This window comes from Mycobacterium sp. E3247 (genome assembly GCF_001667785.1).
In the GTDB taxonomy this organism is placed as follows: domain Bacteria; phylum Actinomycetota; class Actinomycetes; order Mycobacteriales; family Mycobacteriaceae; genus Mycobacterium.
Window position 1 is genome coordinate 1 of the sequence record NZ_LZJG01000084.1, and the last position, 13,941, is coordinate 13,941.

The 13,941-nt window shown below is 70.4% G+C and carries 14 protein-coding genes; 8 read left to right on the plus strand and 6 right to left on the minus strand.

Going from position 1 to position 13,941, the window contains the following annotated elements; all coding sequences use genetic code 11:
- The 4 genes from A9X04_RS04530 to A9X04_RS04545 all read left to right on the plus strand — a co-directional run.
- Positions 1-183 (plus strand): rhodanese-like domain-containing protein (locus tag A9X04_RS04530; protein WP_255396475.1); only part of this gene is annotated, 183 nt, incomplete at its 5' end.
- A complete protein-coding gene (locus tag A9X04_RS04535; RefSeq protein WP_067918156.1) occupies positions 180-617 on the plus strand; it encodes a SufE family protein in 438 nt (145 codons plus the stop codon). The genes A9X04_RS04530 and A9X04_RS04535, both read left to right, overlap by 4 nt.
- Positions 618-726: 109 nt before the next feature.
- Entirely contained in the window at positions 727-2,520 is a 1,794-nt protein-coding gene (locus tag A9X04_RS04540; protein ID WP_067918158.1) for an acetyl/propionyl/methylcrotonyl-CoA carboxylase subunit alpha, read from the plus strand.
- Between the two features lie 180 nt (positions 2,521-2,700).
- Positions 2,701-3,132, plus strand: coding sequence for an STAS domain-containing protein (locus tag A9X04_RS04545; protein WP_067918161.1), 432 nt, complete (start codon positions 2,701-2,703; stop codon positions 3,130-3,132).
- On the opposite strand, the gene A9X04_RS04550 is transcribed toward A9X04_RS04545, so the two are convergent.
- The 4 genes from A9X04_RS04550 to A9X04_RS04565 all read right to left on the minus strand — a co-directional run bounded on the left by A9X04_RS04550 (position 3,103) and on the right by A9X04_RS04565 (position 5,511).
- Positions 3,103-3,891, minus strand: coding sequence for an RNA polymerase sigma factor SigF (locus A9X04_RS04550; RefSeq protein ID WP_067918163.1), 789 nt, complete (start codon positions 3,889-3,891; stop codon positions 3,103-3,105). The genes A9X04_RS04545 and A9X04_RS04550 overlap by 30 nt on opposite strands.
- Positions 3,888-4,325 (minus strand): ATP-binding protein, encoded by a 438-nt coding sequence (locus tag A9X04_RS04555; RefSeq protein ID WP_067918165.1) that lies wholly within the window; start codon positions 4,323-4,325, stop codon positions 3,888-3,890. The genes A9X04_RS04550 and A9X04_RS04555 overlap by 4 nt, the downstream gene beginning before the upstream one ends.
- Positions 4,326-4,719: 394 nt before the next feature.
- Positions 4,720-5,031: a protein UsfY gene (gene usfY / locus A9X04_RS04560; protein ID WP_067918167.1), complete on the minus strand. Its 312-nt coding sequence runs from the start codon at positions 5,029-5,031 to the stop codon at positions 4,720-4,722.
- A 96-nt stretch (positions 5,032-5,127) separates the two neighbouring features.
- Positions 5,128-5,511, minus strand: a complete 384-nt coding sequence (locus A9X04_RS04565) for a hypothetical protein (RefSeq protein ID WP_067918169.1) — start codon at positions 5,509-5,511, stop codon at positions 5,128-5,130.
- A 351-nt stretch (positions 5,512-5,862) separates the two neighbouring features.
- Between A9X04_RS04565 and A9X04_RS04570 the strand changes: the two genes are divergently transcribed.
- From A9X04_RS04570 to nei2, 3 genes are read left to right on the plus strand one after another with little or no spacing between them, the layout of a single operon-like run.
- Entirely contained in the window at positions 5,863-6,534 is a 672-nt protein-coding gene (locus A9X04_RS04570) for a TetR/AcrR family transcriptional regulator (RefSeq protein ID WP_067918174.1), read from the plus strand.
- Between the two features lie 38 nt (positions 6,535-6,572).
- On the plus strand, positions 6,573-11,204 hold the full coding sequence (locus A9X04_RS04575) for an ATP-dependent helicase (protein ID WP_067918176.1): 4,632 nt from the start codon (positions 6,573-6,575) through the stop codon (positions 11,202-11,204).
- 13 nt (positions 11,205-11,217) lie between these two features.
- Positions 11,218-11,973, plus strand: a complete 756-nt coding sequence (gene nei2, locus A9X04_RS04580) for an endonuclease VIII Nei2 (protein ID WP_067918187.1) — start codon at positions 11,218-11,220, stop codon at positions 11,971-11,973.
- A 59-nt stretch (positions 11,974-12,032) separates the two neighbouring features.
- Here the strand turns inward: nei2 and A9X04_RS04585 are convergent, their stop codons facing one another.
- Entirely contained in the window at positions 12,033-12,950 is a 918-nt protein-coding gene (locus A9X04_RS04585; RefSeq protein WP_067918178.1) for a PHB depolymerase family esterase, read from the minus strand.
- Between the two features lie 161 nt (positions 12,951-13,111).
- On the opposite strand from A9X04_RS04585, the gene A9X04_RS04590 reads away from it, so the two are divergent.
- Complete coding sequence (locus A9X04_RS04590) at positions 13,112-13,462, plus strand: DUF732 domain-containing protein (protein WP_067918180.1); 351 nt, start codon at positions 13,112-13,114, stop codon at positions 13,460-13,462.
- Positions 13,463-13,754: 292 nt separating this feature from the next.
- Here A9X04_RS04590 and A9X04_RS30805 read toward each other — a convergent pair.
- Positions 13,755-13,941 (minus strand): hypothetical protein (locus A9X04_RS30805; RefSeq protein WP_197509047.1); only part of this gene is annotated, 187 nt, incomplete at its 5' end.

Genomic DNA, 13,941 nt, shown 5'->3' on the forward strand with positions numbered 1-13,941 from the left:
GTCGTGTACTGCCGCATCGGTGAGCGGTCCAGCCACACCTGGTTCGTGCTCACCTACCTGCTGGGCAAGCCCGGGGTGCGCAACTACGACGGATCGTGGACGGAGTGGGGCAACACCGTGCGCACGCCGATCGTCGGGGGCGAAGAGCCGGGACAGGCGCCGGGGGATGTTCCCGCCCGATGACCCTGCCCGCCCCGCTGGCTGAGGTGGTGTCCGACTTCGCCGAGGTCGAGGGCCAGGACAAGCTGGCGCTGCTGCTGGAATTCGCGAACGAACTGCCCGCCCTGCCCGCCGAATTGGAGGAGCGGGCCATGGAGCCGGTGCCCGAGTGCCAGACGCCGCTGTTCCTCCACGTCGACGCCAGCGACCCGAACCGGGTGCGGTTGCATTTCAGCGCGCCCGCCGAGGCGCCGACCACCCGAGGGTTCGCCGCGATCCTGGCCGCCGGTCTCGACGAGCAGCCCGCGGCCGACATTCTGGCGGTCCCCGAGGACTTCTACACCGACCTCGGGTTGGCCGCTCTGATCAGCCCGTTGCGGTTGCGCGGCATGTCGGCGATGCTCGCCCGCATCAAGCGGCGGCTGCGCGAGTCCGGTCAAAATACCGGCACCGCCTGATCGGCCTGACGGCGCGGCGCTTAGACTTCCCGGGAGTTGTAAGAAACTCTCTTAAAGAAGCCCACGGCGGAAAACACGTCCGCTTGAGATATGCCAAACAGGAGGCGCAGTGGCTAGTCACGCCAGCTCGAGGATCTCCAAAGTGCTTGTCGCCAACCGCGGCGAGATCGCTGTCCGGGTGATCCGGGCGGCCCGCGACGCGGGCCTGTCCAGCGTGGCGGTGTACGCCGAGCCCGACGCCGACGCGCCGCACGTGCGCCTCGCCGACGAGGCGTTCGCCCTGGGCGGCCAGACCTCCGCGGAGTCCTACCTCGACTTCGGCAAGCTGCTCGACGCGGCGGCCAAGTCGGGCGCCAACGCCGTGCACCCCGGCTACGGCTTCCTCTCGGAGAACGCCGATTTCGCGCAGGCGGTCATCGACGCCGGGCTGATCTGGATCGGTCCCAGCCCGCAGTCGATCCGCGACCTCGGTGACAAGGTCACCGCCCGCCACATCGCCGCCCGCGCCCAGGCTCCCCTGGTGCCCGGCACCCCCGACCCCGTCAAGGACGCCGACGAGGTGGTCGCCTTCGCCGAGGAGTACGGCGTGCCGATCGCCATCAAGGCGGCCTTCGGCGGCGGCGGCCGCGGCATGAAGGTCGCGCGCACCATCGAAGAGATCCCGCACCTGTACGAGTCGGCGGTCCGCGAAGCCGTCGCCGCCTTCGGCCGCGGCGAGTGCTTCGTGGAGCGTTACCTGGACAAGCCGCGCCACGTCGAGGCGCAGGTGATCGCCGACCAGCACGGCAACGTCATCGTGGCCGGCACCCGTGACTGCTCGCTGCAGCGCCGCTTCCAGAAGCTGGTCGAGGAGGCGCCCGCGCCGTTCCTCACCGACGCACAGCGCAAGGAGATCCACGAGTCGGCCAAGCGCATTTGCAAGGAGGCGCACTACTACGGCGCCGGGACGGTCGAGTACCTGGTCGGCCAGGACGGCTTGATCTCGTTCCTGGAGGTCAACACCCGCCTGCAGGTCGAGCACCCGGTCACCGAGGAGACCGCAGGCATCGACCTGGTGTTGCAGCAGTTCAAGATCGCCAACGGGGAAAAGCTGGACCTCACCGAGGACCCCACGCCGCGCGGTCACGCCATCGAGTTCCGGATCAACGGAGAGGACGCCGGCCGCGGCTTCCTGCCCGCGCCCGGCCCGGTCACCCGCTACGACACCCCCAGCGGGCCCGGCGTACGGCTGGACTCCGGCGTCGAGGCCGGCTCGGTGATCGGCGGCCAGTTCGACTCGATGCTGGCCAAGCTCATCGTCCACGGCGCCACCCGCGAAGAGGCCCTGGCCCGCGCGCGGCGCGCCCTTTCTGAATTCCACGTCGAAGGGCTGGCCACCGTCATCCCGTTCCACCGCGCCGTGGTGTCCGACCCCGCCTTCATCGGCGACGGCGAGAGGTTCTCGGTGCACACGCGCTGGATCGAGACCGAGTGGAACAACACGATCGAGCCCTTCACCGGTGGCGAGCCCCTGGACGAGGAGGACGCCCGGCCGCGTCAGAAGGTGGTTGTGGAGGTCGGCGGCCGCCGCTTGGAGGTCTCACTGCCCGGTGACCTGGCGCTGGCTAATGGTTCTGCCGACCCGGCCGGTGTCGTCCGCAAGAAGCCCAAGCCGCGCAAGCGTGGGGCGCACGGCGGCGCCGCCGCCTCCGGTGACGCTGTGACCGCGCCCATGCAGGGCACCGTGGTCAAGGTCGCGGTCGAGGAGGGGCAGGAAGTCGTCGTCGGCGAGCTGGTGGTGGTCCTGGAGGCGATGAAGATGGAGAACCCGGTCACCGCGCACAAGGACGGCGTGATCACCGGACTCGCGGTCGAGGCCGGCGTCGCCATCACCCAGGGCACGGTGCTCGCCGAGATCAAATAGGGCCGCCGGACCCTATTCGCGGGAAACAGTTGTCGACCCGGTCCGGCCCGGGTAGCGTTCGGGGCAGGTTGAGTTCACAGCCGTGCGGATCAGGTCAACGGGGCGCGGGGAAGATGAACTCTCTGCACTTTTCGCTTCAGCCGACGCTTGACGCGGTCCGCAGCACATCCTCCTCTATGGATGGAGTCAGTAATGTCTGTGGCCCAATCTTGGCAACACAGCCGCGCGGCGCAGTTCACCGCGCGCTGGGACCCGTCGGGGACCCTGATCACGGTCGACGGTGAGCTCGACGCCGCCAACGCCGACCAACTTGCGGCTTACGTCCGCCAGAGCACGGGCCGTTCACGGCGCGTGATCCTGGACCTTCGCGGATTGAAATTCATTGGCACGGCAGGCTTTTCGGCCTTGCACCGGATCAACGTCGTGTGCTCGGGCGCCCAGGTGGACTGGGCCATGGCGCCGAGCCAGGCGGTGTCCCGGCTGCTGCGCATCTGCGACCCCGACGGCACCCTGCCCGTGACGACGCCCATGGCCGAGCCGCTTCTCGAACCGCTGCGGGCGGAAGGCGAAGAGCCCCTGTCCCTACTGCAATTGGTCGCGCAGCCGCGTTAGCGACTTCGCCAGCAGCCGGGAGACGTGCATCTGGGAGATGCCGACCCGTTCGGCGATCTGGGTCTGCGTCATCGACTCGAAGAACCTGAGCACCAACACCGTTCGTTCCCGTTCCGGTAGCGCCTCGAGCAGCGGGCGCAGCGACTCCTGGTCCTCGATGCGGTCCAGGCCGGTGTCCACGTCGCCCAGGGTGTCGGCGATGGCGCGGGCTTCGTCCTCGTCGCTGCCACCCCCGCTGTCGATGGACAGGGTGTTGTAGGAGCTGCCCGCCACCAGGCCCTCGACGACCTCCTCGCGGTCCATGCCGAGTTCGGCGGCGAGCTCGGTTGCCGTGGGCGCCCGGCCGAGCCGCTGCGACAGATCGGCGGTGGCGGTGCCGAGGCGCAGGTGCAATTCCTTCAGGCGCCGCGGCACCTTGACCGACCAGCTGTTGTCGCGGAAGTGCCGGCGAACCTCGCCCATGATCGTGGGCACCGCGAATGACACGAAGTCGGAGCCGGTCTCCACGTCGAACCGGACCACCGCGTTAACCAGTCCCACCCGCGCCACCTGGACGAGGTCGTCGCGCGGTTCGCCGCGTCCCTCGAACCGGCGGGCGATGTGGTCGGCCAAAGGCAGGCAACGCTCGACGATCTTGTCCCGTTGACGCTGGAATTCCATCGAGTCGGCGGGCACGGTCGCCAACTCGCGGAACATGTCCGGGACATCGGCGTACTCGTTCGGGCGCGAGACCGAACCGCCGGCAGCTGGTGGTGTCACCTGCTGGAGGCCGCCCGTCGCGCCGTCAGCGTGATACCGAAGACACTGCCGGTTTGGTTGGGTTCACGACCATCATGGAAGGTCTGGACGTCGTCGGCCAGCGACGTCAGCACGTGCCAGCTGAAGCTGCCGGGCGCCACCACGTCATGGGTGTCGCACGCCGCGGACGCCTCCACCACCAGTTGGTCGTCCTGCGGGTCCACCACCACGACCAGGACGGCGTCGGGGGTGGCGCAGCGGATCAACCGGGTGCACACTTCGTCGACCGCGAGCCGCAGATCCGCGACGGCGTCGAAGTCCAGGTCCTCGAAGGTGCCGATCGCACCGACCAGTGTCCGCAGCATCGCAAGGTTTTCCAGGCGTGCCGCGACGTGCAGTTCGACGGCGCGGTGGCCGCGCTGACGTTTGGTGGTGCGCAATCCCGCATCGTTCATCTGGTCTCCCGGCAACGTTTGACTGACATTACTACCGCCCCGCAGACCGCCGTGGACCGTACGTTCGAGCCGATTAGTCACGTGTGCCGCCGGGTATTCGGCGCGATATGGAAGGGCCGGAGGTCACCGAAGCGGTTCGGGCGCAACGGCTCAAACGCATGGCGGTAGCAGCCGGGATCGCGCTGGCCGTATTGCCGTATTGGTGGTTCTGGCGGTAAGCATCTATGTCGGTGTCTTTGTGATCCTGTCCCCCATGGGGTGACCACGCAGACGCAACCCTTCCGGCACTCATCATGGTGCACACCTGATACCCACTCGACGGTGCCGGTAACCCCCCGGATCGGCTTCCCCGAAAAATGGCTCGCCACTCACCCGGAGCGCGGTGCGCGTGCCGCTAGCTGGCGGGCCGCTGCCGGTGCGCCTCGGGGTGTTCGGCATACCAGCGATCCGCGAGCCGGCGGATTCGCCAGTGTTCTATCGCCACCCACACCAGTCCCAGGACGGCGGCGATGACGGCGAGCACGCCGGCGGTCACGCCCTCGTGATGGTGTCCGGTGCCGAAGGCCGCGAGGCTTCCGCTTGCCCCGACCACGCCCCCCATCACCAGCAGGTAACCGGGCCAGTGCAACACGTCGATCAATGATTCCCCGGCAAGCGGCCGCGTGGTCCTCAGATGGTCGACGGGGTCATGAAAGGTGTCTCCCATGGCTGCTCCTAGTGGAAATTCGTGACTTGTGCGCAGCTCAATACGGGTTGCACCTTCAACGGTAGATCTCCCGGAAGGCTTTTGGCGAGACCCTCCTCAGAGGGCCAGCGCCTGACCGGCGATCGGAGCCACGCCGAGGGCGACCATCAGCACCATCAGCGTGAACAAGAACCAGCCCGCGCCGTGCCATCCCCACCAGGTGCCCTGCGCCTTCCACACTTGGTACGTGCGCAGGAACGCCCACAGCCCGGCCGCCAGCAGGATCAGCGGTCCACCCAGCGCCAGCAAAGTCCGCTGCGGAGTGCCGCAGGCCACCGTGTCCACGGCGTTGCCCGGGCAGGTGCTCACCCACAGCGCGGCCAAGACCAGGAAGCCGACCGCCGCGGCCGCGGCCAGCACCGCGAACCGGATGGCGGCGCGGACCTCGCCGTCTTCCTGTCCCAAGCGATCACCACCCGACCGCTCATCCGCTTTGTGCATCCGTACCCCTCAGGTCCCCCACGTCGTTGTACCCAGCGTCATTGCTGTGTTCATCGTTTGCTGTGTCGCAATAGTTACCGCGCGACGGAGAATGGTCCGACGAAGTTCGGGGCCCGATCGCGCTGGCACGAGCGGTATGCGCATGGGGACAAATACCCATCGGAGAAAGGGGTAAAACGACCGGATCCCGGCCGGCGGCGGGCGAAGGTCCGAACCCGCGGGAGGCGCTGACCCGCGGCGCCGCTGACAACACCGTCAATTACAACCGTGAATCACCGCTGGCCCGGGGCGTGGAGCCCGGATAGACACAAACTAATTGGTGTCTCAGCACTGATGAGTACTATCTCTCACATGCCGACAGCCCGAAGGCGGTTATCCCCCGAGGATCGACGCGCTGAGCTGCTCGCTTTGGGGGCAGAAGTCTTCGGAAAGCGACCCTACGACGAGGTGCGGATCGACGAGATCGCCGAGCGCGCCGGAGTGTCCCGGGCGCTGATGTATCACTACTTCCCCGACAAGCGTGCCTTCTTCGCCGCGGTGGTCAAGGACGAGGCCGACCGGCTGTACGAGACCACCAACATGGACGACGCCACCGGCCTGACCATGTACGAAGAGGTGCGCGTGGGGGTCATGGCCTACATGGCCTACCACGAGCAGAACCCGGAGGCCGCGTGGGCCGCCTACGTCGGCCTGGGCCGGTCCGACCCGGTCCTGCTGGGCGTCGACGACGAAGCCAAGAACCGCCAGCTCGAACACATCATGAGCCGCATCCACGACCTCGTGGCCAAGATCTCGGGCGCCAAGCTGGAGGCGGACGTCGAGCGCGACCTGCGGGTGATCTGCCACGGCTGGCTGGCGTTCACCTTCGAGGTGTGCCGCCAGCGCATCATCGATCCGACGATCAACGCCGACCGCCTCGCCGACGCCTGCGCGCACTCGCTGTTCGACGCCATCGGCCGGGTGCCCGAGATTCCCGACGAGCTGTCCCACGCCATGGCCACGGCTCGAATCGAACCGCGCTAGCCCGCACGCTTGTCGGTGCGCCTTGGCACCATGGTCAGGTGACCACTCGTGACCCGCTAGGCCGGTTCAGCGCGACCACCCGCGAATGGTTCACCAGCACGTTCGCCGGTCCCACCACCGCGCAGGCCCAGGCCTGGGACGCCATCGCCGACGGCGACAACACGCTGGTGATCGCGCCGACCGGATCCGGCAAGACGCTGGCCGCGTTCCTGTGGGCCCTGGATTCCCTGGCCGGTCTCAGCGGTTCGGCGGAAAGACCGGCGGGCACCCGCGTGCTCTACGTGTCACCGCTCAAGGCCCTGGCCGTCGACGTCGAGCGCAACCTGCGCACCCCGCTGGCGGGCCTCACCCGCATCGCCGAGCGCCACGGCCTGCCGCCGCCCGACATCAGCGTCGGCGTCCGCTCCGGCGACACGCCGCCCGCCGAACGCCGCCAGCTCATCGCGCGGCCGCCCGACGTGCTGATCACCACGCCGGAGTCGCTGTTTTTGATGCTGACGTCGGCCGCGCGCGAGACCCTGGCCGGCGTGCAGACGGTGATCGTCGACGAGATCCACGCCATCGCCGCGGGCAAGCGCGGGGCGCACCTGGCGCTGTCGCTGGAGCGGCTCCAGGACTTGTCACAAGATCTGCGGGAGGGCCCGCCCGCGCAGCGCATCGGCCTGTCGGCGACGGTGCGCCCACCCGAAGAGCTCGCCCGGTTCCTCTCCGGGCAGCACCCGACGACCATCGTTGCCCCGCGGGCGCCCAAGGGCGTCGAGCTGACGGTGCAGGTGCCGGTGCCCGACATGGCCAACCTGGCCCACACTCCCCCGCAAGCGGGTGGTACCCCCAGCATCTGGCCCGACGTCGAGGCGCGGCTGGTCGACCTGATCGAGGCGCACCGGTCGACCATCGTGTTCGCCAATTCGCGGCGGCTGGCCGAGCGGCTCACCGCGCGGCTCAACGAGATCCACGCCGAACGCCGCGGGATCGAACTGGCGTCGGACGCCAACCGCGGGGTGCCCGGCGGGGCGCCCGCGCACATCATGGGCAGCGGCCAGACCTGCGGCGCCGAGCCGCTGCTGGCGCGCGCCCACCACGGTTCGGTCAGCAAGGAGCAGCGCGCCCTGGTCGAGGAGGACCTCAAGCGCGGGCTGCTCAAGGCGGTGGTGGCGACGTCGAGCCTGGAGCTGGGCATCGACATGGGAGCGGTCGATCTGGTGATCCAGGTGGAGGCACCGCCGTCGGTGGCCAGTGGCCTGCAGCGCATCGGGCGAGCCGGCCACCAGGTCGGCGAGGTGTCACAGGGCGTGCTGGTCCCCAAGCACCGCACCGACCTGATCGGCTGCGCGGTGACCGTGCAGCGGATGCTCGCCGGCGAGATCGAGACGATGCGGGTGCCCGCCAACCCGCTGGACATCCTGGCGCAGCAGACGGTGGCGGCCGCCGCGCTCGAGCCGTTGGACGCCGACCGCTGGTTCGACACGGTGCGCCGCAGCGCCCCCTTCGCGACGCTGCCGCGCAGCGTGTACGAGGCCACCCTTGACCTGCTTTCGGGCAAGTACCCGTCCACCGAGTTCGCCGAGTTGCGTCCGCGGCTGGTCTACGACCGCGACACCGGCACGCTGACCGCGCGGCCCGGCGCGCAGCGGCTGGCCGTGACCTCCGGAGGCGCCATCCCCGACCGCGGGCTGTTCACCGTGTACCTCGCGTCGGATGCCGAAAAGCCCACGCGGGTAGGCGAACTCGAAGAGGAGATGGTGTACGAGTCCCGGCCCGGGGACGTGATCTCGCTGGGCGCCACCAGCTGGCGGATCACCGAGATCACCCACGACCGGGTGCTGGTGATCCCCGCGCCCGGGCAGCCGGCCCGGCTGCCGTTCTGGCGCGGCGACGGCGTGGGGCGGCCGGCCGAGCTGGGCGCCGCGCTCGGCGCGTTCACCGGCGAGCTGGCCGGGCTGGACCGCGAGGCGTTCGACGCCCGGTGCGCCGGCCTGGGCTTCGACGCCTACGCGACCGACAACATGTGGGCGCTGCTGGACGAGCAGCGCACCGCGGCCGGGGTGGTCCCCACCGACACCACCCTGCTGGTGGAACGGTTCCGCGACGAGCTGGGCGACTGGCGGGTGATCCTGCATTCGCCGTACGGGCTGCGGGTGAACGGGCCGCTGGCCCTGGCGGTGGGCCGGCGGCTGCGGGAGCGCTACGGGCTGGACGAGAAGCCCACCGCATCCGACGACGGCATCGTGGTGCGCCTGCCGGACACCTTCTCCGATTTCGCGTCCGACACCACCGAGAACCCGCCCGGCGCCGACCTTTTCGTCTTCGACGCCGAGGAGATCGACCCGATCGTCACCGCCGAGGTGGGCGGCTCGGCGCTGTTCGCCTCGCGGTTCCGCGAGTGCGCGGCCCGCGCGCTGCTGTTGCCGCGCCGGCACCCCGGGCGTCGCTCGCCGCTGTGGCAGCAGCGCCAGCGGGCCGCGCAGCTGCTGGAGGTGGCGCGCAAATATCCCGACTTTCCGGTGGTGCTGGAAACCGTCCGCGAATGCCTGCAGGACGTCTACGACGTGCCGGCCCTGACCGCGCTGATGGCCGGCATCGCCCAGCGCAAGGTGCGGGTGCTCGAGGTCGAGACGCCGCGGCCGTCGCCGTTCGCGGCGTCGCTGCTGTTCGGTTACGTCGGCGCGTTCATGTACGAGGGCGACGCGCCGCTGGCCGAGCGCCGCGCCGCCGCGTTGTCGCTGGACACCACGCTACTGGCCGAGCTGCTGGGCCGGGTCGAGCTGCGTGAGCTGCTCGACCCGGACGTCATCGCCGCGACCGGCCGCCAGCTGCAGCACCTGACGCAGGACCGGGCCGCGCGCGACGCCGAAGGGGTCGCGGACCTGCTGCGGCTGCTGGGTCCGATGACCGAGGAGGAGATCGCCGCCCGGGCCGGCGGCTCCGAGGTGGGCGGCTGGCTCGAAGGCCTGCTCGCGGCACGCCGGGTGCTGACCGTGTCGTTCGCCGGCCGCAGCTGGTGGGTGGCCGTCGAGGACATCGGGCGGCTGCGCGACGGGGTGGGGGCGCCGGTTCCGCTGGGCGTGCCGGCCGCCTTCACCGAGGCGGTGGCCGACCCGCTGGGCGAGCTGCTGGGCCGCTACGCGCGCACCCACACGCCGTTCACCACGGCCGAGGCCGCCGCCCGGTTCGGGCTGGGGCTGCGGGTGACGGCCGACGTGCTGGGCCGGCTGGCCGACCCCTCCAGTTCGAAAGGCCGGCTGGTACGCGGCGATTTCGTCGCCGTGGAGGCATCCGTGATCTCCGGCGCGACCGGCGGCGAGCAGTGGTGCGACGCCGACGTGTTGCGCGTCTTGCGGCGCCGCTCGCTGGCCGCGCTGCGCGCGCAGGTCGAGCCGGTGAGCACCGCCGCGTACGGGCGGTTCCTGCCGGCCTGGCACGGGATGGTCTCCCCCGGTTCGTCCGCCCACTCCGGGCTGGACGGGCTGATGTCGGTGGTCGACCAGCTGGCCGGTGTCCGGCTGCCGGCGTCGGCGATCGAACCGCTGATCCTGGGGCCCCGGGTCCGGGACTACTCCCCCGCCCTGCTCGACGAGCTGCTCGCCGCCGGCGAGGTGACCTGGTCGGGCGCGGGGTCGATGTCGGCCGGCGACGGCTGGGTCGCGCTGCACGTCGGCGATTCCGCGCCTTTGACGTTGGCCGCACCCGCCGACATCGACTTCACCGACGCCCACCGCGCGATCCTCGACACGCTGGCCGGCGGGGGCGCGTACTTCTTCCGTCAGCTGGCCCAGAGCGGGATCCCCGAGGGGGACCTGAAAGCCGCGCTGTGGGAACTGATCTGGGCCGGCCGGGTCACCGGTGACACGTTCGCGCCGGTGCGCGCCGTGCTCGGCGGCGCGGGCAGCCGCAAACGATCCGCGCCGGCGCACCGATCGCATCGGCCGCCGCGCCTGAGCCGCTACAGCGTCGCCCACGCGCATTCCCGCCCCGCCGACCCGACGGTGGCGGGCCGTTGGTCGGCCCTGCCGGTCCCCGAGCCCGACTCCACGGTGCGCGCCCACTACCAGGCGGAGTTGCTGTTGGGCCGCCACGGCGTGCTGACCCGGGGCGCGGTTGCGGCCGAGGGCGTCACCGGCGGGTTCGCCACGCTCTACAAGGTGCTGAGCACCTTCGAGGAAGCCGGCCGGTGCCAACGCGGGTACTTCGTCGAGTCGCTGGGCGGCGCCCAGTTCGCCGTCGCGTCGACCGTCGACCGGTTGCGCAGCTACAGCGACGGCATCGATCCCGAGCGCCCGGAATACCGGGCCGTCGTGCTGGCCGCCGCCGACCCGGCCAACCCGTACGGCGCCGCGCTGCCGTGGCCGCCCTCCGGCGCGGACGGGGCCGGGGCCCGGCCGGGCCGCAAGGCCGGCGCGCTCGTCGTCCTGGTGGACGGTCACCTGGCCTGGTTCCTCGAGCGCGGCGGCCGGTCACTGCTCACCTTCAGCGACGACCCGGGCGCGCACCACGCGGCGGCCGCGGCGCTGGCAGACCTGGTCGCCTCCCGGCGCGTCGCGTCGGTCCTGGTGGAACGCATCGACGGGGTGCCTGCGCTGCAGACCCCCGCCGGGGGATCGAATCCGGTCGCCGATGCGCTGGCCGAGGCCGGGTTCGCCCGCACACCGCGCGGACTGCGGCTGCGGTAAGGCTGCGGTCACCATGCCCGAAGGAGACACCGTCTGGCACACCGCGGCCCTGCTACGCCAGCACCTGGTCGGCCGCACCCTGACGCGCTGCGACGTCCGCGTCCCGCGCTACGCGACCGTCGACCTCACCGGGCAGGCGGTCGACGAGGTGCTCAGCCGGGGGAAGCACCTGTTCATCCGGGTGGGCCCGGCCAGCATCCACTCGCACCTGAAGATGGACGGCAGCTGGCGGGTCGGCGACCGCCCGGTCCGGGTCGACCACCGCGCCCGCATCGTCCTGGAAGCCGGCCCCGTCCGCGCCGTCGGCGTGGACCTGGGCGTCCTGGAGATCCTCGACCGTGACCGCGACGGCGACGCCGTCGCGCACCTGGGGCCCGACCTGCTGGGCGAGGACTGGGACCCCGCGCTCGCCGCCGCCAACCTGTCGGCCGACCCGGACCGGCCGCTGGGCCAGGCGCTGCTCGACCAGCGGGCGCTGGCCGGCATCGGCAATGTCTACTGCAACGAGCTCTGTTTCGTCAGCGGACACCTGCCCACCGCTCCGGTGAGCGCGGTCTCCGACCCGCTGAGGTTGGTCTCCCGCGCGCGAGACATGTTGTGGCTCAACAGGTTCCGCTGGAACCGCTGCACCACGGGCGACACCCGAACTGGCCGGCAGCTGTGGGTCTACGGGCGGGCCGGGCAGGCTTGCCGGCGCTGCGGCACCCCGATCAGCTACGACGGCACGGGGGAACGGGTCACCTACTGGTGCCCGTCCTGCCAGCGCTGACGCGGCTGGCCGATGGTGGCGACCGGCAGCGCCCGGCTACGCCGCGCTCGCGATCGCCACTAGTCCCGCGCGTGCGCCAGGAAGAACTCCGCGATGGCTTCCGACCCGTCGAGCGCCCGGGTGGTGGGCCCGATGATCGCCTTCGGCAGGTATTGCCTGCCGCCCGGCCAGGTGTGCCCGCCGCTGTCGATCCGGTAAAAGGTCACCTCGGTCGACGCCGCACACGCCGCGGAGTCGAAGCGGTGCACGACGGTGCCGTCGCCGACGTCCGGCAGCACCTGCACCGACGGATCGCCCTGGCACCCGTCGGCGGCGCGCCACTTGTTCACCATGCTGTCGGCGGAGATGGAGTGGCTCACCCCGCCGCGGCCGCGCACGACACCGCCGTTGAACGGCACCAGCGGGTCGGCGGTGCCGTGCGCCTCCCACACCGAGACCGGCCGCGACGGATTGCACGCCACGCCCACGCCGAGGGTGCCCGCCACGGGCGCGATCGCGGCGAACACGTCGGCGCGGTCGCACGCCAGCCGGTTGGCCATGAAGCCGCCGTTGGACATTCCGGTGACGAAGACGTGTCCCGGGGCGATGCCGTAGTCGTTCTGCAGCTTGCCCACCAAGCCCACCAGGAAGCCGACATCGTCCACGTGCCGGCGATCCGCCGGCGACGCCCCCCGCCCGTCGGCCCAGCTCTTGTCGTAACCGTCGGGATAGACCACCAACAGGTCGTGGGCGTCGGCGACCGTGTCGAACCCGGTCAGGCCGCGCTGGCCGTTGCCGGTCCCGCCGCCGCCGTGCAGGCTCAGCACCAGGCCGACCGGGCTACCCGGCGGCACATGCAGCAGGTAAGTTCGGTCCATGCCGCCGGAACGGAATGTCCCGGAAGCATCCCGCGCGCTGGCCGCCGACACATGCCGCACACCACAGGCCGCCAAGCACACTGCCACGACGGCCAGCGCCAACCAACGCACGTATGGCATCCCGTCAGCGCACCGAGGGGACCGAGGCCGGAGCAAAGCCGGGTGTGGCGGTGGTCGCAATATGATTGATCCTGCACCGTGCGACACCGCAACGTGCAACTATTCGGGCAGCCCCCGCTGTCAGCGAGCAACGGCACTTCGATGTCACGGGAGTATCAGAAATGACGAGGACCCAGATCCGCAACCCCGGCCTGCTGGGGTTGCTGGTGGCTGTCGGCGTTGTCCCGGCGGCGGGGCTGTTGGGCGTGCCGGCGGCGACCCCGACCGCCAACGCCAGCGCCGCCGACGACGCCTTCCTCGCGGCGCTGACCGCCAAGGGCATCAACTACGAATCGCCCGAAACGGCCATCCGGTCCGGTCATTTAGTGTGCCAGGAACTCGAATCCGGTGAGTCCCCGCAACAGGTGGCAAACGACGTCATGACCAACAGCCACCTCGACGGCTACCACGCCGGCTACTTCGTGGGGGTGAGCATCCGGGCGTACTGCCCGAAGTACGGCACCCAGGCCTGAAAGTTAACAGCTAGTTGACAGGCTCGTGACACGTGCGCCGGTAAAATTTGGCCTGAATTCAATTTCGAGAACTCGAAGGCCAAATGATTCCTAAACTTTTGGTCGGCGTTGCACTCACTCTCGGCGCTGCAAGTTGGTCGGCAGCATCGGCGAACGCCGACCCAAGCCCCTTCACCACCCTCAGCTGTGCCTGCCAGGAGACGGCCCCGGCCGGCAGCACGACACTGATCGACAAGCTCGACCGGGGAATCCAGCAGGGTCTTTCGGATCTGCCGACCCTCCAGGTCGAGCACTAAGCCCCGTCCCGCCCGCGCATCCGCCGCTCGATGTAGTGGTAGCGGGCGGCCCGGCGGCGAATGCGGAACGCGTTTCCGCGGGCGCGATGCGGCTGCCCGGCGAGGTGCATCGGCTCGCTGTAGAAGAGCAGCTTGGCCAGCTCCACCAGCACCAGGTAGCTGGCGACGAACGCGCCCAGCACG

Excerpts from the sequence above, each read along its gene's own strand:
- A9X04_RS04535 (WP_067918156.1), top strand. The coding sequence starts at position 180 with ATGACCCTGCCCGCCCCGCTGGCTGAGGTGGTGTCCGACTTCGCCGAG.
- A9X04_RS04545 (WP_067918161.1), top strand. The coding sequence starts at position 2,701 with ATGGAGTCAGTAATGTCTGTGGCCCAATCTTGGCAACACAGCCGCGCG.
- A9X04_RS04555 (WP_067918165.1), bottom strand. The coding sequence starts at position 4,325 with ATGAACGATGCGGGATTGCGCACCACCAAACGTCAGCGCGGCCACCGC.
- usfY (WP_067918167.1), bottom strand. The coding sequence starts at position 5,031 with ATGGGAGACACCTTTCATGACCCCGTCGACCATCTGAGGACCACGCGG.
- A9X04_RS04565 (WP_067918169.1), bottom strand. The coding sequence starts at position 5,511 with ATGCACAAAGCGGATGAGCGGTCGGGTGGTGATCGCTTGGGACAGGAA.
- A9X04_RS04570 (WP_067918174.1), top strand. The coding sequence starts at position 5,863 with ATGCCGACAGCCCGAAGGCGGTTATCCCCCGAGGATCGACGCGCTGAG.
- nei2 (WP_067918187.1), top strand. The coding sequence starts at position 11,218 with ATGCCCGAAGGAGACACCGTCTGGCACACCGCGGCCCTGCTACGCCAG.
- A9X04_RS04585 (WP_067918178.1), bottom strand. The coding sequence starts at position 12,950 with ATGCCATACGTGCGTTGGTTGGCGCTGGCCGTCGTGGCAGTGTGCTTG.
- A9X04_RS04590 (WP_067918180.1), top strand. The coding sequence starts at position 13,112 with ATGACGAGGACCCAGATCCGCAACCCCGGCCTGCTGGGGTTGCTGGTG.